The sequence below is a fragment of the Microbacterium sp. lyk4-40-TSB-66 genome (assembly GCF_030209475.1).
In the GTDB taxonomy this organism is placed as follows: Bacteria; Actinomycetota; Actinomycetes; order Actinomycetales; family Microbacteriaceae; genus Microbacterium.
On record NZ_JARVRW010000001.1, the window covers coordinates 36,486 to 57,983 of the forward strand.

Below are 21,498 nucleotides of genomic sequence, written 5' to 3' on the forward strand. Positions count from 1 at the left end.
GACGACCCGCTGGTCGCCTTCTGTACGGGGGCGGCCGTCGGCGTGCGGCCAGATGGTCGTGTACGCATGGCCGACGGTGCCGGTACGGGCGTCGGGTCGGGCCGAACTCCGGAAATTCCGGATGCCGGAGTGCCGAAGCGGGCGCGCCCAGGGCTGCGCACGGATTCGTTCGGGAGTGCGGCCCGGTCCTCGGCCCGCCGCGGGGACCGCGGCACGTGCAGACGGATTCCTGTCCGGGGCTGTCGGGTGCGCGCTTGCGGGTTCCGGGCGGGCCGAAATCCGGAGTTTCCGGGTGACGGTGCGCCTCATCGGGTGCGCTGGGGGCTGCGCGCGCATCGTTCGGACTTCGGCTCACCTCGACCCGCACAGGGCGTCGATCGGGCTGGCCGAGTCTTGCTCGCCGCCCCCTCACAGGGCACCGGAGTTCCGCTCGCCGTTAGTCCCTCAGACGCCGTACATCTCCCCGACCGGCACGGCGACCGGCAGCACATTGCCCGCGGGAGCCAGCGGACACGCCCACATCGGGTCGTAGGCGCACGAGGGGTTGTACGCGAAGTTGAAGTCGATGACGAGGCTGTCAGGGGCCTCGCCCCGGCCGAGGTCGGTGCCCTTGATGGTGTCGAGCAGGTAGCGCCCACCGCCGTAGGTGCCGCCGGGGCGGCCGGCCGCGGCATCCCGAACCGGAACGAACAGGCCGCCACCGTAGGACGACAGCCGCCACACGTCCAGCGAGCCGGTGTCGGGCAGTTCCACGCGCCCGATGCGCTCGAAACCGACCTCTCCGTCGGTGCCGGTGGTCGCGACGAACGACGCCTCGTCGGCGTCGAGCAGAGGGACCTCGAAGCGCCACGCGGCGTCGTACGGAGCCAGGGGGAGTCCGACGAACCCGTCGCGCTGCTCCGGGAGCAGGGGAGTGGCGGGGTGGTCCGCGAACAGCGCGTCGCGCTCGATGCGCCACAACTCGTGCGCGTCCTCGGGATCGTCGGCTTCGCGCACCGCGTCGTACAGCGCGAAGACGCGCAGGCGCCAGTCGGCGATGTCGAGGGCGGAGCGGGCGGCGGCGGTGGTCATACGTCGAGCGTAGGCGGACGGTGGATGCCGACGGCCCGGGGTGGACACCGACGCGCTGCCCCGGTCGACGTGCTCCCGCCCGCGCCCCGCTCGCGCGACGCGGCCCCACACTCGCGCGACGCGGCCCCACACTCGCGTGATGCGGCCCCACGCCCGCCGGACCGCGCCTCCCGCCCGCGTGCCCCCCCCGGACCGCGCGACGCGGCCCCACGCCCGCGTGCAGAGGCACCACACCCGTGGGAAAGGGCGGAGTTCGTCGCCAGACGGCACGCCCGCGCGACACATCGCGACCCCTCGCCCCGCGACGGCAGCACGCAACGGGCAGACACGGCACCGTGGCCGGCACTAGCGTCGGGACATGGCATCCCCCCGCATCACGCTGACCGTGCCGGGCCCCGAGGGCGATCGCGAGGTCGGCATCTCGAACCCCGATCGGGTGCTCTGGCCAGAGGTCGGCATCACCAAGCGCGAACTCGCCGAGTACCTCATCGCCGTCGCCGACCCCTTCATCGCCGCGAACGGACACCGGCCGGTCTCGCTCGAGCGCTTCCCCGAGGGCGTGGGCGGCGAGGCGTTCTTCTCGAAGAACCCGCCGAAGGGTGCGCCGCCGTTCGTCGAGGCCGTGACCGTGACGTACAACAGCGGGCGTCGGCATCCGCAGCTCTTCCTCGGCGAGATCGCGTCGGCGGTGTGGGCGGCGCAGATGAACACGATCGTGTTCCACCCGTGGGCCTCGCTCGCGAGCGACGCCGATCACCCGGTCGAGTTGCGCATCGACCTCGACCCGCAGCCCGGCACGGGCATCGCCGAGGCGGTCGTCGCGGCGCACGAGCTGCGCGCGGTGCTGCGCGAGGCGGGCCTCGAGGCCTGGATCAAGACCAGCGGCAACCGCGGGCTGCACGTCTTCTGCCCCATCGAGCCCACGCACGAGTTCCTCGACGTGCGGCACGCCGTCATCGCCGCAGCGCGCGAGCTCGAGCGACGGATGCCGGATGCCGTGACCACCAACTGGTGGAAGGAGGAGCGCGGGGAGCGCATCTTCGTCGACTTCAATCAGGCGAATCGCGACCGCACGATGGCGGGGGCCTACTCGCCGCGCGCGCTGCCCACCGCGACCGTGTCGACGCCGGTGTCGTGGGATGAACTCGACGACCTCGACCCCCTCGCGTTCACCGTGCGGTCGATCCCTGAGCGCCTGGCATCCGTGGGCGATCCGTGGGCCGGCTTCTCCGCGAAACCCGGACGCGTCGACACCCTGCTGCAGTGGTGGCAACGCGATCTCGACGACGGTCTCGGCGAGCTTCCCTTCCCGCCCGAGTTCCCGAAGATGCCCGGGGAGCCCCCGCGCGTGCAGCCGTCGAGGGCGAAGGCCCCGGCATCCGACTGAGACGGCATCGTCGCATTTTCCAGAAAGGGATGCCAGCGCACACCCGAGTGTTCACCCAACGGTGAGGACGCGGGGTGAACGTTCACCCCCGGGTGTCCTGAGATTCGTTCTCACGAGAGGCCCTTCCGTCAACGTGGAACCCGACCGGCCCCCGGCGGTCGGTGAATCCCATACGAAACGGAAGCGAACACATGAACAAGCGAACGACCGGACGCACGCGTCGTCTGATCGTCATGAGCACCGTCGCGGGCGTAGCCCTCGGTGCCACCCCCAGCGTCGTCGCCTCGGCGGAGACCACGGAGACCCCCGTCCCCCAGAACGTCATCGTCCTCATCTCAGACGGCGGCGGGTACAACCAGTTCGACGCCGCCCGCCTGTACGACAACGGCACGAGCTACCAGCAGGTGGAGGTCGCGCCGAAGTCCGGTGCGGCCACGAAGGTGCCCGGCACCCCGAGCGAGGTCTACGACGACTTCCCCGTGCAGCTCGCCCAGTCGCACTACTCGGCGGGCGGTCGCGCCGCGTACACGCCCGAAGAGGCGTGGGGCGACTTCTCGTGGGTGGCATCCGGTGCCACCGACTCCGCCGCCGCCGGCACCGCCCTCGGCACCGGGGTGAAGACCACGAACGGCACGCTCGGCTTCGCCCCCGACGGTACCCGCCTGCTGACCGTCGGTGAGCAGGCCATGGAGGTCGGCAAGAAGGTGGGCCTGGTCACGAGCGTGCCCTTCAACCACGCGACGCCCGCCGGCTTCATCGCCCACAACGAGAGCCGCAACGACTACCACGGGCTCGCGACCGAGATGATCGACTCGGGCGTCGACGTGCTCATCGGTGGGGGACACCCCAATTACACGGATGCCAACACCGCACGGGCGTCGCACTTCGGCGCGGGGTCGTGGATCTCGCAGCCCGACTTCGAACGCGTCACGCAGGGTGAGACGCCGTTCTCGTACGTCGAGAGCAAGGCCGACTTCGAGCGCGTCGCCGAGGGACAGAACGTGCCCGACAAGCTCTTCGGCCTCGCTCGAGTCGCCGAGACGTTCCAGTACAACCGTCCCGGCATCGCCAACAACACCGTGCTGCCCGGAACGGACCCGGCGAACGTCGACGTGCCCTCGCTCGCCACGTCGACCCGGGCCGCGCTGAACGTGCTCGAGAAGGACGACGACGGCTTCTTCCTCATGGTCGAGAGCGGTGCGGTCGACTGGGCCGGTCACGCCAACCAGACCACGCGCATCGTCGAGGAGCAGCTGTCGTTCAACGACTCCGTCGACGCCGTCACCGACTGGGTCGAGAAGAACTCGAGCTGGGACGAGACCCTCGTCATCGTCACCGCCGACCACGAGACCGGCTACCTCGCCGGTCCCGGCGCCGGTGCTGAGAAGGGCTGGACCGCCCTGACGGGTGCCGAGGGTCAGCTTCCGAACGTGTCGTGGCACTCGGGTGGGCACACCAACGCGCTCGTCCCGCTGTACGCGAAGGGCGCCGGATCCGAGGCGCTCACGGCCCGCGCCACCAACTGGGACTTCGTGCGCGGGGCATACCTCGACAACACCGACCTGGGCGAGACGATCTTCGACGTCCTCGGACACGCGGATGCCGAGGGTGACGCGGTCGGCGTCGAGGCGTCGGTGCCGCTGCCCGCACAGGCCGGTCAGCTGAGCCTCGCGCTCCCCGCCACCGACGGCCCGGTCACCTTCGCCGGTGACGCGGCGGCGCAGCAGGCGGAGCTGCCGGAGGTCGTCGTGAACGACTCCCGCAACGAGGCGCAGGCGCAGGGTCGTGGATGGACCCTGTCGGGTTCGGCCTCGGCGTTCGTCGCCGGCAACCGCTGGTTCGGCGCCGAGAACCTCAGTTGGACCCCCGAGGTCGTGCGCACGGCTGCGGGGGCCGCCGCCGGTGGCACCGCGACGCTGGACAAGCCCGCCACCCTGGCCGACGCCGGTCGCGTCGAGCGCGTGGGCGAGACCGTCGTCGCCGCCGACCTGGCACTGACCATCCCCGCGACCGCCGAGAGCGGTCGTTACGGCAGCGAGATCACCCTCACGCTCTTCGCGAAGGACTGATCCCCTCCGGCCGGTGCGCTCCCTCGCGGGGCGCACCGGCTCGCCCGTCGGTGCCCTTCCGTGAGGGGCGCGCCGGCTCGCCCGTCGCTGCGCTTCCTTGCGGGGCGCGCCGGCTGGCACCCGTCGGTGCGCTTCCTTGCGGGGCGCGCCGGCTGGCGCCCGTCGTGTCGGCGCGCTCCCCGAGGGCGCGTACCGGCTCCTTCCGTTCCCCCCGACTCGAGGATTTCCGTGTTCTCCCGCACCTCCTTCTCGGCGGCGGCCGTCGCCGTCGTCCTGCTCCTCTCCGCCATGCCCGCCGCCGCGGTCACCGTCGATCCGGCGCCCGCATCCAGCTCCGCCGCGCAATGGTCGGTCGCCCCGGCCACCGCCGACGGGCCCGACGGGCGGATCTCCCTCCGCCACACCATCGACCCCGGTGCGGGCGTCGATGACGCCATCTCCGTCACCAACCTCGGCACAGAGCCCGCGACCTACGTCGTCGCGTCGGGTGACGGGGTCGTCGGCGACAGCGGCGCTTTCGACATCGCCGCGGGAGACCCGCACGATTCCGGCGCCTGGATCATCGTCGGAGGCCTGGATGCCGGCACCGTCACCGTCGCGCCGGGCGAGACCCGCGTGCTCCCCGTGCGCATCGACGTGCCCGCCGGTGTCATCCCCGGTGATCACCCCGCCGGGATCGTCGTCGGGGTCACCCGATCGAGCGACGGGGTCGCCGTGACCAACCGCGTCGGCGTGCGCGTTCACCTGCAGGTCGCCGGCGACATCGTGCCCGCCCTGCAGGTCGCTGACGTCGCGACGACCTTCACCCCGTCATGGATCCCTTTCGCGCCCGGTGTGCTCCGGGTCGAGACGCGTGTCGAGAACAGCGGCAACGTGCGCCTCGGTGCGCTCGCCGCCGTCTCGGGCGCCGGCGTCGACGCCGCCTCGCTCGAGGGCGATCCGGCCGAACTGCTGCCCGGCGACACCGCCACCCTCGTGACCGAGACGAGTGCCTGGCCGATCTTCGCCCTGTTCGGGACGACCACCGTGCGTCCGGTGGTGCTCGGCGACGACGCCGTCACCGCTCCCGCCCTCATGGAGGAGCGATTCACGACGGCCGCGGTGTCGTGGTCGGGCCTTGCTGTGCTGCTGCTGCTGCTCGTGGGGGCGGTGGCCGCGGTGGTCGTGACGCGGCGGCGCGCGCGTCGGAAGGCGGATGCCGCGGTGTCGGTCGGCGCGGCGTCTGAGGCGTCAGAGGCGGTGGGGGTTGGCGCGCGGTAGGGGCGCAGGACGCTGAAGCCGGAGCGCGTAGCTGCGCAGACCGCTCGACCGGGCGGCGCGGCGGTGGATACGCCGCGCGCCGCTCGGTTGGTGTGCCGGCCGTGGTTTGGGGCGGGATCGGCGTGTTGGGGCGTGCAAGGTCCGCCCCGAACCGCGGGATGCGCCCCGGACCCGGGGGGCGGCTGCCCCGAACCGGGGGGGTGAGCGTGTAAGGGGGCGTGAGTCCGCGGCGCCGGGCTGTACGGGTCGCTGGGCCGCTGGCCGTTGAGTCGGGTTTGGGGCGGGATCGGCGTGTTGGGGCGTGCAAGGTCCGCCCCGAATGGCGAGATGCGCCCCACGTTCAGCCGACGATCGCTCGGAGACGGTGGCGGGGGCGAGCGGCACAGCCAAGTCGGACCACACGGAGCGCGACGACGACCGGGCCGCCGCTAGCTGCGCGCGCGGGCTGCGCACGGGGCACCCAGCTCGGAGTGGGGCGCGGGATGTGCACTGGGCGCGCGATGACCGCCCCTGTGCACGAAACGTGACCCGGAGCGGGCTGCCGATACCGCGGCCCTGAGCGCCTGGGCAGTCGGAGCGGAACGCGGCGACGGCCGAGCCGCCGAGTGGTGCGCGGTCGGGCTGCGCACGGGACACTCGGCCCGAAGCGGGGCGCGGGATGTGCAGCGGGGCGCGCAGCGACCGCCCCTGTGCACGAGACGTGACCCGGAGCGGGCTGCTGATCCCGCGGCCCTGAGCGCCTGGGCAGCCGGAGCGGAACGCGGCGACGGCCGAGCCGCGGAGTGGTGCGGGCGCGAGACGTGCACCGGGGCGGCCGGCCCGGAGTGGGGCGCGGAATGTGCACTGGGGCGCGCGATGACCGCCCCTGTGCACGAAACGTGACCCATGGGCGGGCTGCCGATCACGAGGCTCGCCACGCGCCACGAGTCGAGGCGGGGCACGGCGAGCAAGGGGGCAGTCAGCCCGGAGTGGGGCGCGGGATGTGCACTGGGGCGTTCGATGACCGCCCCTGTGCACGAAACGTGACCCGGCGCGGGCTGCCCGCCGGGCGGCTCAGTCGAGCACGCCGCCCAGGTCGTACGAGCTGACCGTCTCGATCTGCGCGAAGGTGCAGGAGAGGGCATCGCGGTCGGGGCGCCACCGGTCGAACTGCACCGTGTGGCGAAAACGCATGCCCTCGAGCTGGTCGTAGCGCACCTCGAGCACGAGTTCGGGGCGCAGACGCACGAACGACACGTCTTTGGATGCCGAGAAGCGCGAGCGGTCGGTCTCTCCGACGACGGCCTCGCCCTCGGCATCCCGTTCGACGAGGGGAGCGAGCTCGTCGATCAGCTCCTTGCGCCGCTTATCGGTCCAGGCCGAGACGCCCCCGACGCCGTGCAGCCGACCCTCGTCGTCGTAGAGACCGACGAGCAGTGACCCCACGCCCTCGCCCGACTTGTGGATGCGATAGCCCAGGGCGACGACGTCGGCGGTGCGGGCGTGCTTGATCTTGAACATCGTGCGCTTGTTGGGCGCGTACGGCTGGGCGAGCGGCTTGGCGATGACGCCGTCGAGGCCCGCCCCCTCGAACTCGGCGAGCCACCGGCGGGCGAGATCAGGATCGTCGGTGGTGCGGGTGACGTGCACGGGGTGAGGCACGGTTCCCAGCAGCTCCTCGAGCTGTGCGCGGCGCTCCGAGAACGGCTCCGCCTGCAGGTCGCGATCACCGCGCGCGAGCAGGTCGAAGGCGATGAACATCGCCGGCGTCTCCTGCGACAGCATGGTCACGCGCGAGGCCGCGGGGTGGATGCGCTGCGACAGGGCCTCCCAGTCGAGGCGTTGCGCACCCGGCTCACCGCGCGCGACGACGACTTCGCCGTCGATGAGGCACGGCTCGGGCAGGATTTCGGCGAACGCCTCGACGAGCTCGGGGAAGTAGCGGGTGAGCGGCTTCGCGCCGCGGCTGCCGATCTCGACGTCGGTTCCGTCCCACGACACCAGGGCACGGAAGCCGTCCCACTTCGGTTCGTAGCTGAAGCCGCCGTCGACCTTGGCATGCTCGGGAACTTCGGGCACCGACTTCGCCAGCATCGGCGCCGGGATGTCGTACGGCATGCGCGTCAGCTCTCGTCACCCGACAGGGGCACGGGGTCTTTACGCTTCTTGCGGCGCGCCCACTCGGCCGGCTTGTCGGGGCCGTTCCAGACGGTGACGATGCCCCAGACGACCGCGGTGAGCGGCACGGCGAGCAGGGTGCCGAGGATGCCACCGATCGCGGTGCCACCGGCGAGCACCACCAGCACGACGAACGAGTGCAGCTTCATCGACCGGCCCATGAGGACGGGCTGCAGGAAGTTGCCCTCGAGCTGGTTCACGAGCACGACGATGCCGACGACGATGAGGGCCACGATCGGGCCGTTGGTGACCAGTGCCACGAGTGCCGCGAGGATACCGGCGGTCACCGCGCCGACGATCGGGATGAACGCCAACAGGAACACCAGCACGGCCAACGGCAGCGCGAGGGGCACCTGCAGGATGGCCAGACCGACACCGATGCCGACCGCATCCACCGCGGCGACGGATGCCGTGCCGCGGACGTACGAGCCCAGCACCGTCACGGTCTTGTCGCCGATGCGACGCGCGCGGTCGTAGTCGCTGCCGTGGAACGGGCGCAGCACGAACTCCCACATGCGGGGGCCGTCTTTGAGGAAGAAGAACAGGATGACGACCATCAGCACGAAGCCGGTCACGAACGACGCGACGGCACCCACTCCCGCGAGCGCGCCGGTGCCGAAGGCGGAGCTGGTGACGAAGCCCTGGATCCCCTGGATCGCCTGGTCGACCTGGTCTTGCGAGATCGCGAAGGGCAGCGTGTGGTACCAGTCCTGCGCCTTCTGGAAGCCCTCGACCGCCTGCGAGCTGAGGTAGTCCCACTGGTTGACCACGGCGTTGACCACGAGCCACCCGAGCGCGGCGAGCACGACGACGACGGCGAGCAGGGTCAGCAGGGTCGCGATGACCGCCGGCACGCCCTTGCGGCGCATCCACATCGTCACCGGGCCGAAGGCCGAGGCGAAGATGAGCGCCAGGATCAGCGGGATGATCACGAGCGTCACCTGCTGGATGCCCCAGATGATGCCGGCCACGAGGATCACCACGATGATGATCTGCACGGCCCGGACGGCGAGCCGCCCGAAACCGTCGGACCAGAGACTCTTGGGTGGCGCCTGTACCGCCTTGGCGACGGATGCGACCGCGTCGCGAGGCGCGGGATGGCGAGAGAAGAGGCCCATGTTCACAAGCTAGCGGGGGCCTCCGACATGGTGTGCGAGGTTGCGCGGCGCCCCGGGCGCGGATAGGACGCCGGATGCCGGCATCCGCTCGACACTTCACCCGACCGCAGTGGAGTCATGGTCCGTCCCCCGCCCGGCGCGGCCCGCGGGGGATCGGCGTGGTTCCGGCACGGACTCGCTGGCCCGCCCCACCCGTCCGAGCCGCCGGCCGCCGGGCATCCGGAGTCGAACGCACGCACCCACGCCGGTGATGTCCGCTGCCGCCGGGCCGCCGGCATCCGAGGTCAGATGAATGCGCTGACGCTGGTGATGCCGCGGCCCCGGCATCCGGGGTCAGACGAACGCGCTCATGCCGGTGATGTCGCGGCCGAGGAGGAGTGCCTGCACGCTCTCGGTGCCCTCGTACGTGTGGATGGCCTCGATGTCGGCGAGATGCTGCATCACGCCGTTCTCGAGCAGGATGCCGTTGCCACCCAGCAGATCGCGCGCGATCGAGGCCACTCGACGCGCGGCGCGGGTGTTGTGGTACTTCGCGAGCGACGCCTGGGTGGGGCGCAGGCCCCCCGTGGTCTCGAGGTCGGCGAGGCGGCGGCAGTAGAGCTGCATCGCGGTGAGCTCGTCGAGCATCTGGGCGAGGCGCTCCTGCACCATCTGGAAAGCCGCGAGAGGCTTTCCGAACTGCAGGCGTTCGGTGGAGTACGTCCGCGCGATCTCGTAGCACGCGGTCGCGTGGCCGAGCGCCGACCAGGCGACTCCCGACCGGGTGGCGTAGAGCACGCGGGACGCGTCTTTGAAGGTGTGCGACCCGGGCAGTACGGCGTCATCGGGCAGTCGCATGTCATCCATGGCGATGTGGGCCTGATGGATGCCGCGCAGCGACACCTTGCCGGTGATGACGGTGCCCGAGTAGCCCGGGGTGTCCTGCTCCACGAGGAAGCAGCGCACCTTGCCGTGATCGTCGGCGCCGTCGTCGTCGACCCGCGCCCAGACGAAGGTAATGCCGCCGGAGGCGCCGTTGCCGATCCACTTCTTCGTGCCGCTGAGCGACCAGCCGTCCGCCGTTCGGGTGGCGGTGGTCTCGAGTGAGACGGAGTCGGAGCCGTGGTCGGGCTCCGTCAGGGCGAACGCGCCGAGCACCGTGCCGTCGGCGAGGGGCTTCAGCCACCGTCGCTGCTGCTCGGGGGAGCCGAAGAGCGCGAGGGTGCGGAGCGCGAGCCCTCCCTGCACGGCGAGGGCCGTCGCGAGCGAGCCGTCGTGCCGCGACACCTCCATGTTGACCAGGCCCGCGGCCAGCGGCGACGTGTGCGGAAGCTCGGGGTGCTCGATGCCGTCGGTGAACAGCTCGAGCTCGCCCATGCGCTGGACCAGTTCGACGGGGTAGGTCGCGGCATCCCACTCGTTCTGCATGCGCGTGCCGACCTCGTCGGCGAAGGCCTTGGCGCGGTCCCAGACGGCACGGTCGGCATCGGGGATGTCGGCGAACACCGCGTAGTAGTCGGTGTCGCGGCGGCCCAGCAGATCGTAGTGGGCGACGCGCTCACCGGGGAGCGTGCGGGCATCGGCGTCGATGGTCATGGTCCCCAGTATCGCTCATGTTGGTACTGGGTGTCACTGTTCCGCGCGGAGTCGATGGGGCGGGTTTCCGCTCTCGCGGTGGGTGTCCGAAACACCCGGAGGTTCTCGCGAGGTGTCCGGGTGTTGTGGACAGTGAGGTGGGGGTTCGGGTGCGCGGGGGTGAGTGTCCGGAACACCCGGAGGTTCTCGCGAGGTGTCCGGGTGTTGTGGACAGTGAGGTGGGGGCGCGTGAGGGTGAGTGTCCGGAACACCCGGACGTTCTCGCGGGGGTGTCCGGGTGTCGTGGACACTCAGCGGCGACCGGCGGACGACCCGCTGGCAGCAGGATGCCGAGCGGGTAGGGTCGCGGCGTGAGCTCGCTGATCTTCCTGCCCGCCGTCGACCACCCCGAACTGCTCGCGGCGCCCGTCGCGGCCGCGATCGACAAGCTGCCCGCCGACGTCGCGGCGCGCATCGAGGTGGCCGCGGTCGATCCCGCGCTCGCCGACACAGCGGCGTTCTGCGAGGCCTACGGTCAGAGCCTCGACATCTCGGCGAACTGCCTCGTCGTGCAGGGCACCCGCGGCGCCGACACTCGCACCGCCGCCTGCCTCGCGTTGGCCACCACGCGGCTCGATGTCAACGGCGTCGTGCGCAAGCTCCTCGACGCGCGAAAGGCGACGTTCGCCCCGATGGATGCCGCCGTGGCGGAGACGGCGATGGAGTACGGCGGGATCACGCCTCTCGGCATCCCATCCGACTGGCGTCTGCTGCTGGATGCGCGGGTCGCCGCGCTCCCGCGGGCCATCGTCGGCGCGGGGATCCGCGGCGCGAAGCTGTTCCTGCCGGGCGAGGTGCTGGCATCCCTGCCGTCGGCAGAGGTCGTCGAAGGGCTCGCGAAGCCCGTCGTGTGAAGGGTCGCGGGGCGTCAGACCCGTCGGCTCGCCCGGAGGCGCCGCGTCACCTCGGCGTGGGCGCTGGTCGGGTGAGGGGTTGGGGGCCGTCGATCGCATCGCTCGCCGATGGGCGCAGGCTCACCCCGGTGGAGGCCCCGCCTGGGCTGGTCGCGTGCGCGGCCATAGGGCGTCAGTCGGGCAGGCTCGCCCGGAGGCGCCGCGTGGGCTGGTCGCGTGCGCGGCCGCGGGGCGTCAGTCGGGCAGGCTCGCCCGGAGGCGCCGCGTGACCTCCGCGGCGGGCATGCGGCGGGGGAACACCGCGACGACGAGGTCGTCGCCCGCGGCGTCCGCTCCGTCGGGATGCACCCCGTACCGGCGGAGCGCGTCGTCGAGCGCACGACGCAGAACGGATGCCGGCACCCGGGCGCCCCGCATCAGCCGGCGCAGCACGTGGTTGTGCACCGCGGTGACGAGGGCGGCGAAGCCGACGGCATCCAGGGGGTCGAGGCCGGGGAGCGCATCGCGCAGGTACTGGTCGAAGAGGCGCTCGTACCGGAAGACGGTGACGATCTCGCGGTCGCGTAGTCCCGAGACCTCCCGCACGATCTTGTACCGGCGGCGGGCGAGCTCGGGGTCGGCGGCGAAGTGGCGGAACACCCGCACCGACGCCTCGCATACCGCCGCCCACGGGTCGTCGTGCTGCTGCGACAGGTACGCGCGCGTTTCGGCGATGAGCACCTCATGATCGGCGAACACCACGTCTTCTTTGCCGCCGAACTGGCGGAAGAAGGTCGAGCGGGAGACCCCCGCGGCCTGGGCGATCTGCTCGACCGAGGTCTGGTCGTACCCGTGCTCCACGAAGAGGTCGATCGCGGCGGCCACCACCGCCGTGCGGCTCGAGGGGGCGGCGCTGTCGGTCACGTGCCGAGCATATCCGCGGCCCGGCGGTGAGGCGGTGCGGGCGGCGGTTCCGGAGTGACGTTCGGGTGGGGATGAGGGGGAGGGCGGTGCGGGGGCGGGAGCGCGGCGGTGCTGGGCGTGGGCGGCGGTGCGGCGGTGCGTGAGCGGGAGCTGGCGGGCGGCGGTGCGGGGCGTCCGGCCGTGCGGGTGGCGCTGCGTCACGCGCGCATAAACACGATCGGTGCGCGGAAACACGACGAGAGCGTGTTTTTGCGCAGGAATAGCGTTTATGGGCAACAAGGCGGGGCCGCGGTGCGGGGCGTCCGGCGGTGCGCGCGGCGCTGAATCATGCGCATAAACACGATCGGTGCGCGGAAACACGACGAGAGCGTGTTTATGCGCACGAATCGCGTTTACGCGAGAAGCCCGGGTGTGCGCGCCGCTGCCCGACCACGTTCCGACCCGCGTCGCCGCGCCGTCCACGTTCCGACCCGCGTCGCCGGGCCGTCCACGTTCCCTCCCCGGGCCGGCCAGCCGTCGGACGATCGCACCGACCGAGGTAAGCGGATGCCGCGGGGCCGGCGCCTCGGCCGTGCGGGTGGCGCTGCGTCACGCGCGCATAAACACGATCTGTGCGCAGAAACCTGGCGAGAGCGTGTTTGTGCGCACGAATCGTGTTTATGGGCAACAGAGGCGGGGCCGCAGTGCGGGCGGTCCGGCGGTGCGCGCGGCGCTGGGTCATGCGCATAAACACGATCGGCGCGCAGAAACACGGCGAGAGCGTGTTTATGCGCACGAATCGCGTTTATGCGCGAGAAAAGCACCGCCGGGCCGCCGCACGGCGAGGCCCGCACCGCCCGGCCCGCCCGCCCGCCCAGCCCGCCCGCCCCGCCCGCCCGCCCATCCAGCCCGCCCGCCACGCCCGCCCAGCCCGCCCGCTAGACGATCGCACCCCCCGAGGCAAGCGGATGCCGCGGGGCCGGCGCCGGGGGTGGGATGGACGCATGACCTCCTCCCTGTGGAACCGAGACCGGGCCTCCGTCGCAACGCCGTTCGAGGCGGATGCGCGGCACGACGTCGTCATCGTCGGGGCGGGGATCACCGGCCTGTCCACCGCGGTGATGCTCGCCGAAGCGGGCGTGGACGTCGCCGTGGTCGACGCCGGCGAGGTGGGCGAGGGGGCGACCGCGGCGTCGGTGGGGATGGCATCCCTGCTGCAGGGGACGACGCTCGCGGCGTTGCGGCGGCATCACCCGGCGGGCCTCGTCCGTGCGTACGTCGACGCCAACCGCGCGAGCCAGGAGTGGCTCGCCGACCGCGCCGGCGGCGCCGCCGATCGCCGGACGGCCTTCACCTTCGGGCGGGGACTCGCCACCGACGTCGCCCTCGACGCCGTGCGCGACGCGGCGCGCGAGGCCGGGCTCCCCGTGCGTGAAGACAGCCCCGGCGACCTCGGCGGACGCACCCCGGTGCGCGCCATCGCCCTCGACGACCAGCTCGCCCTCGATCCCGTGCTGCTCGCCGACACGCTCGCGCGCTCGGCGGTCGACGCCGGTGCCGCGATCCACACGGGGGTCCGGGTGTCGGACGTCCGCGCGCTTCCTCGGGGGCACGTCGCGACCGAGAACGGCACGCTCTACGGAGACACGGTCGTGCTCGCCACCGGCACACCCCTCTCCCGCCGCGGCCTCTACGACCTCAAGACGCGCGCGCTGCGATCGTGGGCGATCGCGTTCGAGATGGACGGGGATGCCGAGGCCCCGGGCGGCATGTGGAGCGAGGTCGGCGCCGGCGGCCGCAGTGTCGTGGCCGCGCCGTCGTCTCTCGGACGTCCGGTGCTCATCGTGACCGGGGCGCGGCATCCCGTTGGCTCGGCGCCCTCGGAGCGCGCGCTCGCCGACGACCTCGCCGCCTGGGCGCGGCGGACGCTGCCCGTCGGCTCCGAGATCGCGCGCTGGTCGGGGCAGGACTACCAGTCGCACAACCTCGTGCCGTTCATCGGAGGGATGCCGCGCGGCCTCGGCCGCCTGCGCTTCGCCACCGGATACGGCGGCTGGGGCCTGACCAACGCCCCCGCCGCGGCGATGCGGTTGACGGATGAGATCCGCGGTGTCTCCCGCGGCGACCGGCCCCAGTGGATGCGCACGATCGGAACCCGGATGACGGTGCCCGCCGACCTCGGACGCGGCATCGGCGAGGCCGCTCGACGCGCGCGGGTGTCGAGCGCGGCGCGGGGAGAGGCGCAGACCGCGCCCGTGCGGCCCCCGGCCGAGGGCGAGGGCGTGCTCGCGCGGCGCGGTGTCCGCACCGCGGCGGTGTCGACGGTCGACGGTGAGACGCGCACGATCGACGCCCCGACACCGCTGACGTGGAACGACGCGGAGCGGTCGTGGGACAGTCCCGTCGACGGTTCGCGCTACGCCCCGGACGGTACGCGGGTCGAGGGCGCGGCATCCAGGGATCTGTCCTCCGCCGGGTGAGCGAAAGGCGCGCCGGGTCCGTCAACGGCTTCGACGCGCCCTCTCGGCTTCAGGTGAAACGCCTCAGCTCTTCGCGCCGGTGAACGCCGGCGCGCCGCCGGGGCCGACGCCGGGGTCCATCAGCGGCCTCGACGCGCCCTCTCGGTTTCGGGCGAAACGCCTCAGCTCTTCGCGCCGGTGAACGCCAGCGCGCCGCCGAGGCCGATCATCATGACGCCGCCGGTCGCCGACAGTGTCGAAATGCGCTTCGGGGAGCGCGCGAACCACGTGCGCGCGGTGCCGGCGGCGAGGGCCCAGGTGCTGTCGCACGTGAGCGCGAGCACCTGGAAGACGAGGCCGAGCACGAGCAGCTGCAGCCAGACGGCACCGGCGTGCGGGTCGACGAATTGCGGCAGCACGGCGACGAAGAACGCGATGGTCTTGGGGTTGGTGAGTCCCACGACGAAGCCCTGACGCAGCAGGGTGAAGGACGAGGTGGGGGCGATCGCGGCGCCGGAGACGTGCGCGTTGCGGTGTCGGATCGCCTGGATGCCGAGCCACGCGAGGTAGATCGCGCCGACGATCTTCACGACGGTGAAGGCGACGATCGACGAGGCGACGATCGCGCCGACGCCGAACGCCACCGCGAGTACCGCGGGCACGGTGCCCAGCGCGTTGCCGACGACGCTCAGCACGCCGGCGCGGCGGCCCAGCGCGATGGAGCGACCGATGACGAACAGCACGCTCGGACCCGGGATGACGATGATGACGACCGACGCGGCGACGAAGGCCACGAGGTTCTCGATCGGAGGCATGCCGGAAGCGTACTGCCGTCGCGTTTCGATGGCGTCTCGCGGGATCGCCGTCCGGACTCCGGAGAAACCCGATGCCATGGGCCCCCAGCCATGGCTCACGGGAGGTTCGAGCCAATTTTTCCGGAGTTCGGCACGCCGGGATCCGAGGCGCGTTGCGGTCCGGCGGGTGCTCGGCGCCCAGCCGTCCGCGCGCGGGGGCGTTTCGCTCGATGAGGGGGGCGTGCGCATCTCCGGACGACTGCGGGTTCGCGGGTCGGTTGACGCGGAATGCGTGGGGTGGGCGGCCGATCGTCCGGAGTTCGGCCCGCCCCCTCCACGGCCCTACGCGGGCACGGCCTCCCGGGCGATCAGCTCGGTGATCCGCCCCACGCAGCCGCCGCAGCCCGTGCCGGCGCGGGTCGACGCCTTCACGCACGCCACCGTCGGCTCTCCGGCGGCGACGGCGTCGCGGATCGCCCCCGCGCTCACGCCGTTGCACCAGCACACCGTGGCATCCGCCGCGAAGGGGTCGGCGACGACGGCCATGCCCGCGTCGGGGGCGTCGAGCCGCAGCAGCGACGAGCGGTCGGCGGGCAGCTCGGAGCCCCGCTCGAACAGCAGGGTGAGCTCGGCGCCGGTGCGCGGCATGCCGACGGCGACGAAACCGGTGAGCACGCCGTCGAAGGTGACGAGCTTGATGTACGCGCCGCGCGCGGGGTCGGCCCAGAGGGTGACCTGGGGTCCGTGGCATCCGGGAGCGTGCGAGAAGGGGTCGGCGTCGACCGCGCCTCCGGCGACGACGTCGATGCCCTCGGCCTTCAGCATGACGACACCGAGGCGCTCGACCGGCGCCGGAACAGCGGATGCCGCGGCCCCCGAGGCAAGAGCCGAGCTCGCGGATGCCGCGTCTGAAGGCCCCGCAGCCAGTAGCGCCGCGAGCCGGTCGGCCTGCCGCCAGCCGGGGCCGATGAGCCCGCTCGGTCCGCCGGGCACGCGGCCGTCGTCACCCGCGTCGGCGGGATCGGCGACGTGCGCGCAGTCGCCGATGGCGAAGACGTTCGGGTCGGTCCACGAGCGCGATGCCCCGTCGACCAGCACGCCGGTCGAGGTGGCGAGCCCGGCGAGGGATGCCACCTCGGTGCGCGCCGCGACCCCGCACGACAGTACGAGCAGGTCGCCGGCGAGCACCTTGCCGTCGGCGCAGACGAGGCCGTCGAACCACGCCTGTCCGTGGTCGTCGTAGCGCTGCACGATGCTCTCGGCGCGGGCGTGGTGCATCATCTCGACACCGACCGCGGCGGCTGCGGCGGCGAGTACGCGTCCGCCGTTCTCGTCCAGCGTGCGGTTCATCGGGGCGGCGGAGTGGTACGCGACCACCACCTCGGCGCCGGCTTCGGCGGCGGCCAGCGCCAGTTCCATGCCGAGCACGCCCGCGCCGAGCACGACGATCCGTTGTCCGGCCGACACCGCCGCGCGCACGTGCTCCGCGTCGGCGAGATCGCGCAGTGCGACGACTCCGCGGGGCAGCGGGGCGGATCCGTGGTCGAGCTCCGCGGCGACGGCCGGCCGGGCCGCACGGTGCCGCTGCGCGCGCTCGAGTCCCGCGAGGGTCGGCACGTTCGCGCGAGCGCCGGTCGCCAGCACGAGACGGTCGTACGGAATCCGGATGCCATCGTGCAGGCGCACCACGTGACGGTCGCGGTCGACGCCGACCACCGTCATCCCGAGCACGAAGTTCACGCCGGCTACTTCGGCGACGCGTCGGTCGCCCATGTCGAGGCCTCCGCGGTCGGCGCGGCCGACGGCGTACTCGGCGAGCAGCACGCGGTTGTACACGTCGTGCGTCTCGGCGCCGATGACCGTCAGGTCGATGCGCCCCTCGCGCACGGCCGGCAGGAGTCCCTCGATCAGCCGCGCTCCGACGGGGCCGTAGCCCACCAGCACCACACGCTCAGACATGGATCTCCTCGTCGATTCCGCTGACACGGGAAGAAGTGGATGCCGCGGGCCCGACCCCCGGATGCTCCGACACCACCACCGGCCCGTGCTCTCCCGCCGCCACCGCGGGCACGGCGGCATCCGGAGCCACCCGCACGCGCGTGCGCTTGAACTCCGGCATCGCCGAGGTCGGGTCGACGAGCGCCTCGGTCAGGCGGTTCGCGCACTCGTCGCCGGCGTAGTGGAAGGGCAGGAAGACGGTGTCGTGGCGGATGTCGGTCGTCACGCTCGCCCGCGCCTTCACCGTGCCGCGCTCGTTCGACACCGCGACGAGCGCGCCCTCGCGGATGCCGAGCCGCGACGCGGTCGCCGGGTGGATCTCGAGCCGGGCCTCGGGGCGGGCGCCGTTCAGCTCGGCGACGCGGCGGGTCTGCGTGCCCGACTGGTACTGCTGCAGGTAGCGGCCGGTGACGAGGGTGAGGTCGCCGCCGCGGTCGGTCGGCGTCGGGGGAGTGGCCTCCACCGGCACGAGACGCGCGCGCCCGTCGGCGTGGGCGAAGCGCTCGGTGAACGGGCGCGGGGTGCCTTCGGCGCGGTACGGCCAGAACGCCTCGACGCCGGTGTCGAGCAGCGCGTGCGAGAGGCCCGAGTAGTCGGCGACGCCGCCCTCCGAGGCGCGGGCGAGCTCGTCGAAGACCTCCGACGGATCGGTCGACCAGGTGGATGCCGCGCCCAGGCGCCGCGCGATCTCGGACATGATCCACAGCTCGCTGCGGGCACCGTCGGGCCCCGCCAGCGCGCGGCGGCGGCGGATCACCCGGCCCTCGAGTGAGGTCATCGTGCCCTCCTCCTCGGCCCACTGCAGCACCGGCAGCACGATGTCGGCGAGCTCCGCGGTCTCGGAGAGGAAGAAGTCGCAGACGATCAGGGTGTCGAGGGCTTCCAGCCGCGCGCGGACGGCCTCGACGTCGGGGGCCGAGACGACGACGTTGGAGCCCGCGACCAGCAGCGTCTTCACCGGCCCGCCGAGTTCGCCGAGCAGGGCGGTCGCGGGGATCCCGGCATCCGGAAGCTCGTCGGGGTCGACGCCCCAGACGCCGGCGACGTGGCGGCGGGCTTCGGAGTCGCGGATGGAGCGGTAGCCGGGCAGCTGGTCGGCCTTCTGGCCGTGTTCGCGTCCGCCCTGGCCGTTGCCCTGTCCGGTGAGGGTGCCGTAGCCCGAGCCCTCGCGGCCGACGAGGCCGAGCACGAGCGCGAGGTTGATCGCGGCGGTCGCGGTGGCGGTGCCGTCGACGTGCTGTTCGACGCCGCGTCCGGTGAGGATGTACGCGCGTCCCGCAGCGAGGCGGCGAGCCGTGGCTCGGAGGTCGGCGACGGGGACCCCGGTCGTCGCGGAGGTGCGCTCGGGCCACCACGACGAGACGCTCCGGCGCAGCGCATCGAATCCGCTCGTGCGCGCCTCTATATAGGCGCGGTCGGCGAGGCCCTCGGCGAGGACGATGTGCGTCAGGCCGAGGAGAAGGGGGAGGTCGGTGCCGGGCGCCGCCTGCAGGTGAGTGCCGGCGCCGTCTTCGGTGAGGCGCGCGGTGGCTGAGCGGCGCGGGTCGACGACCATGAGGCCGCCCGCGGCGCGAGCCCCGGCGAGGTGGGCGAGGAAGGGTGGCATGGTCGCGGCGACGTTGGAGCCGAGCAGCAGGATCGTCGCGGCGTCGTCGAGGTCGGTGACGGGGAAGGGCAGGCCGCGGTCCATGCCGAAAGCGCGATTGGATGCCGCCGCGGCCGACGACATGCAGAACCGGCCGTTGTAGTCGATGCGCGAGGTGCCGAGAGCCACGCGGGCGAACTTGCCCAGCTGGTAGGCCTTCTCGTTGGTGAGTCCGCCGCCACCGAAGATTGCGTTGGCGTCGGGGCCGTGGTTCTTGCGCGTCGAGCGGAACGCCGCCGCAACGGCATCCAGTGCTTCGTCCCAAGTGGTCTCGGCAAGGGTGCCATCGGAGCGCCGCATCAGCGGCATCCGGAGTCGGTGGGGGGATGCCAGGAGCTCCGCCGACGTCCAGCCCTTGGCGCAGAGTCCTCCCCGGTTGGTGGGGAAGTCGCGGCCCGTGACCGTGGTGGTGCCGTCGTGGCTCACGGTCATGGCGCACTGCAGCGCGCAGTAGGGGCAGTGGGTGTCGGCGGAGCTCATGGCGGTCAGATCCGGGATCCGGTCTTCTTCGACATCCGCAGGTAGACGCCGGCGGTGATCGCGAGGAACGCGAGGTAGGCCAGGGCGAACCAGCCGAGGGCGGGGGTGTACGAGCCGAACGTCGTCTTCGAGAAGCCGAGCAGCTGCGGGATGAAGAATCCGCCGTACGCGCCGATCGCCGAGATCAGGCCGAGGGCCGCGGCGGCCTTGCGCTGCGCGCCGATGCCGTTGTCGGAGCGCAGGGCGAAGATCGTCGGGATCATGCGGTAAGTCGCCCCGTTGCCCATGCCCGCGGCGGCGAAGAGCACCAGGAAGCACAGCAGGAAGACGGCGAAGTTCTGCATCGGCAGGGTGAGGATGACACCCAGGATGCCGAGACCCATCACCGTGAACGCGCCCATCGTGATGACCGTGCCGCCGAAGCGGTCGGCGAGGCGTCCGCCGTAGGGGCGGGCGAGCGAGCCGACGAGGGCGCCCATGAAGGCGAGGGTGACGGTTGCGGTGCCGATCGCGATGCCCTTGAAGTCGGGGAACGTGTCGGCGAGCAGCTTCGGGAACACCCCCGCGAAGCCGATGAACGAGCCGAAGGTGCCGATGTACAGCACGGCCATGATCCACAGGTGCGGCTCTTTGACGGCGGCGAGGGATGCCGTGATGTCGGCCTTGGCGCTGGAGAGGTTGTCCATGCGCAGGTATGCGCCGACCATCGCGACGATGATGAGCGGCACCCAGATGAAGCCGGCGAGGGGCAGGTTGAGGGTCGCGGCGGCGCCGATCGTGATGACGATGGGGACGACGAACTGCGCGACCGAGGCGCCGAGGTTGCCGCCGGCGGCGTTGAGTCCGAGGGCCCAGCCCTTCTGCGCGGCGGGGTAGAAGAAGGTGATATTCGCCATCGAGCTGGCGAAGTTGCCGCCGCCGAAGCCGGCGAGGGCGGCGAAGAGCAGCAGCACGCCGAAGGGCGTCTGCGGGTTGCTCACCGCGATGCCGAGGCCGATGGTCGGGATGAGCAGGAGTCCCGCCGAGACGATCGTCCAGTTGCGGCCGCCGAAGCGGGGAACCATGAACGTGTAGGGGATGCGCAGCGTCGCGCCCACCAGGCTGGGCATGGAGATGAGCCAGAAGATCTCACCCGTCGACAGCTGGAAGCCCGCGGCGGGCAGCGACACGACGACGACCGACCAGAGCTGCCAGACGACGAACCCGAGGAACTCGGCGAAGATCGACCACCGCAGGTTGCGGGAGGCGATGGCCTTGCCCTCTTTGGCCCACTGGGTGGCGTTCTCGGGGTTCCAGTTGTCGATCCAGCGGCCGGGGCGGTGGACGAGCTCTGCGCTCGCGGTGGTCGGGGCAGTGCTCGGCGCGGTCGTTGCGGCGGGCAATGCGGCCGCGGGCGGCGTTGCAGTTTCGGGGCGCGGGTCGGTGACGGTCACGGAGTCCTCCGGTGGGCGATGCGGGGGAGGTGCAGCGCCCCGCATGGGTGGGGCGTGCCGTCAGCGTAGGGAGGAGGGGTTTCCCGGGACCGCGTCGTTGGGGGCGGGGAGGTAACGGTTGTTTCACCCGCGGCGAGGTGGGGGGAGAGGGGGAGTTTACGTGCGCGTTACACGAGGGGATGGGACCGATGGGACGCCGTGAAGTTGATGCTAGCGGCTGACATATGATCCATTATCGGCGTAGCTGATTCTGCGCGATGTGTCCGTTCAATCTGTC

At 72.2% G+C, this 21,498-nt stretch carries 14 protein-coding genes; 5 read left to right on the top strand and 9 right to left on the bottom strand.

Features of this window, described 5'->3' with window-relative positions:
- Window positions 1-444: 444 nt before the first annotated feature.
- Window positions 445-1,071, bottom strand: coding sequence for a DUF1684 domain-containing protein (locus tag QRO03_RS00205; RefSeq protein ID WP_285135511.1), 627 nt, complete (start codon window positions 1,069-1,071; stop codon window positions 445-447).
- Between the two features lie 358 nt (window positions 1,072-1,429).
- Between QRO03_RS00205 and ligD the strand changes: the two genes are divergently transcribed.
- The 3 genes from ligD to QRO03_RS00220 all read left to right on the top strand — a co-directional run bounded on the left by ligD (window position 1,430) and on the right by QRO03_RS00220 (window position 5,787).
- Window positions 1,430-2,458 (top strand): non-homologous end-joining DNA ligase, encoded by a 1,029-nt coding sequence (gene ligD / locus QRO03_RS00210; protein WP_285135512.1) that lies wholly within the window; start codon window positions 1,430-1,432, stop codon window positions 2,456-2,458.
- Window positions 2,459-2,649: 191 nt separating this feature from the next.
- Window positions 2,650-4,527, top strand: a complete 1,878-nt coding sequence (locus QRO03_RS00215; protein WP_285135513.1) for an alkaline phosphatase — start codon at window positions 2,650-2,652, stop codon at window positions 4,525-4,527.
- A 228-nt stretch (window positions 4,528-4,755) separates the two neighbouring features.
- Window positions 4,756-5,787, top strand: coding sequence for a COG1361 family protein (locus QRO03_RS00220; protein ID WP_285135514.1), 1,032 nt, complete (start codon window positions 4,756-4,758; stop codon window positions 5,785-5,787).
- A gap of 1,053 nt (window positions 5,788-6,840) precedes the next feature.
- Here the strand turns inward: QRO03_RS00220 and QRO03_RS00225 are convergent.
- The 3 genes from QRO03_RS00225 to QRO03_RS00235 form a co-directional block, all read right to left on the bottom strand.
- On the bottom strand, window positions 6,841-7,884 hold the full coding sequence (locus QRO03_RS00225; protein WP_285135515.1) for an ATP-dependent DNA ligase: 1,044 nt from the start codon (window positions 7,882-7,884) through the stop codon (window positions 6,841-6,843).
- A gap of 5 nt (window positions 7,885-7,889) precedes the next feature.
- Window positions 7,890-9,062 carry an AI-2E family transporter gene (locus tag QRO03_RS00230; protein ID WP_285135516.1) on the bottom strand — a complete coding sequence of 391 codons (1,173 nt, stop codon included), beginning with the start codon at window positions 9,060-9,062 and terminating at the stop codon, window positions 7,890-7,892.
- Between the two features lie 333 nt (window positions 9,063-9,395).
- A complete protein-coding gene (locus tag QRO03_RS00235; protein WP_285135517.1) occupies window positions 9,396-10,637 on the bottom strand; it encodes an acyl-CoA dehydrogenase family protein in 1,242 nt (413 codons plus the stop codon).
- A gap of 350 nt (window positions 10,638-10,987) precedes the next feature.
- Between QRO03_RS00235 and QRO03_RS00240 the strand changes: the two genes are divergently transcribed.
- The gene (locus tag QRO03_RS00240; protein ID WP_285135518.1) at window positions 10,988-11,530 is read left to right on the top strand and encodes a YbaK/EbsC family protein; all 543 of its coding nucleotides are present in this window, start codon (window positions 10,988-10,990) and stop codon (window positions 11,528-11,530) included.
- A gap of 234 nt (window positions 11,531-11,764) precedes the next feature.
- Here the strand turns inward: QRO03_RS00240 and QRO03_RS00245 are convergent, their stop codons facing one another.
- Window positions 11,765-12,433 carry a TetR/AcrR family transcriptional regulator gene (locus QRO03_RS00245; protein WP_285135519.1) on the bottom strand — a complete coding sequence of 223 codons (669 nt, stop codon included), beginning with the start codon at window positions 12,431-12,433 and terminating at the stop codon, window positions 11,765-11,767.
- 983 nt (window positions 12,434-13,416) lie between these two features.
- On the opposite strand from QRO03_RS00245, the gene QRO03_RS00250 reads away from it, so the two are divergent.
- Complete coding sequence (locus QRO03_RS00250; protein WP_285135521.1) at window positions 13,417-14,892, top strand: FAD-dependent oxidoreductase; 1,476 nt, start codon at window positions 13,417-13,419, stop codon at window positions 14,890-14,892.
- A gap of 161 nt (window positions 14,893-15,053) precedes the next feature.
- On the opposite strand, the gene QRO03_RS00255 is transcribed toward QRO03_RS00250, so the two are convergent.
- The 4 genes from QRO03_RS00255 to QRO03_RS00270 all read right to left on the bottom strand — a co-directional run bounded on the left by QRO03_RS00255 (window position 15,054) and on the right by QRO03_RS00270 (window position 21,221).
- Window positions 15,054-15,686 carry a LysE family translocator gene (locus tag QRO03_RS00255; protein WP_285135522.1) on the bottom strand — a complete coding sequence of 211 codons (633 nt, stop codon included), beginning with the start codon at window positions 15,684-15,686 and terminating at the stop codon, window positions 15,054-15,056.
- A 321-nt stretch (window positions 15,687-16,007) separates the two neighbouring features.
- A complete protein-coding gene (locus tag QRO03_RS00260; RefSeq protein ID WP_285135523.1) occupies window positions 16,008-17,624 on the bottom strand; it encodes an FAD-dependent oxidoreductase in 1,617 nt (538 codons plus the stop codon).
- A complete protein-coding gene (locus QRO03_RS00265; RefSeq protein WP_285135524.1) occupies window positions 17,617-19,788 on the bottom strand; it encodes a molybdopterin oxidoreductase family protein in 2,172 nt (723 codons plus the stop codon). The genes QRO03_RS00260 and QRO03_RS00265 overlap by 8 nt, the downstream gene beginning before the upstream one ends.
- A gap of 5 nt (window positions 19,789-19,793) precedes the next feature.
- Window positions 19,794-21,221: an MFS transporter gene (locus tag QRO03_RS00270; protein WP_285135525.1), complete on the bottom strand. Its 1,428-nt coding sequence runs from the start codon at window positions 21,219-21,221 to the stop codon at window positions 19,794-19,796.
- Window positions 21,222-21,498 lie beyond the last annotated feature (277 nt).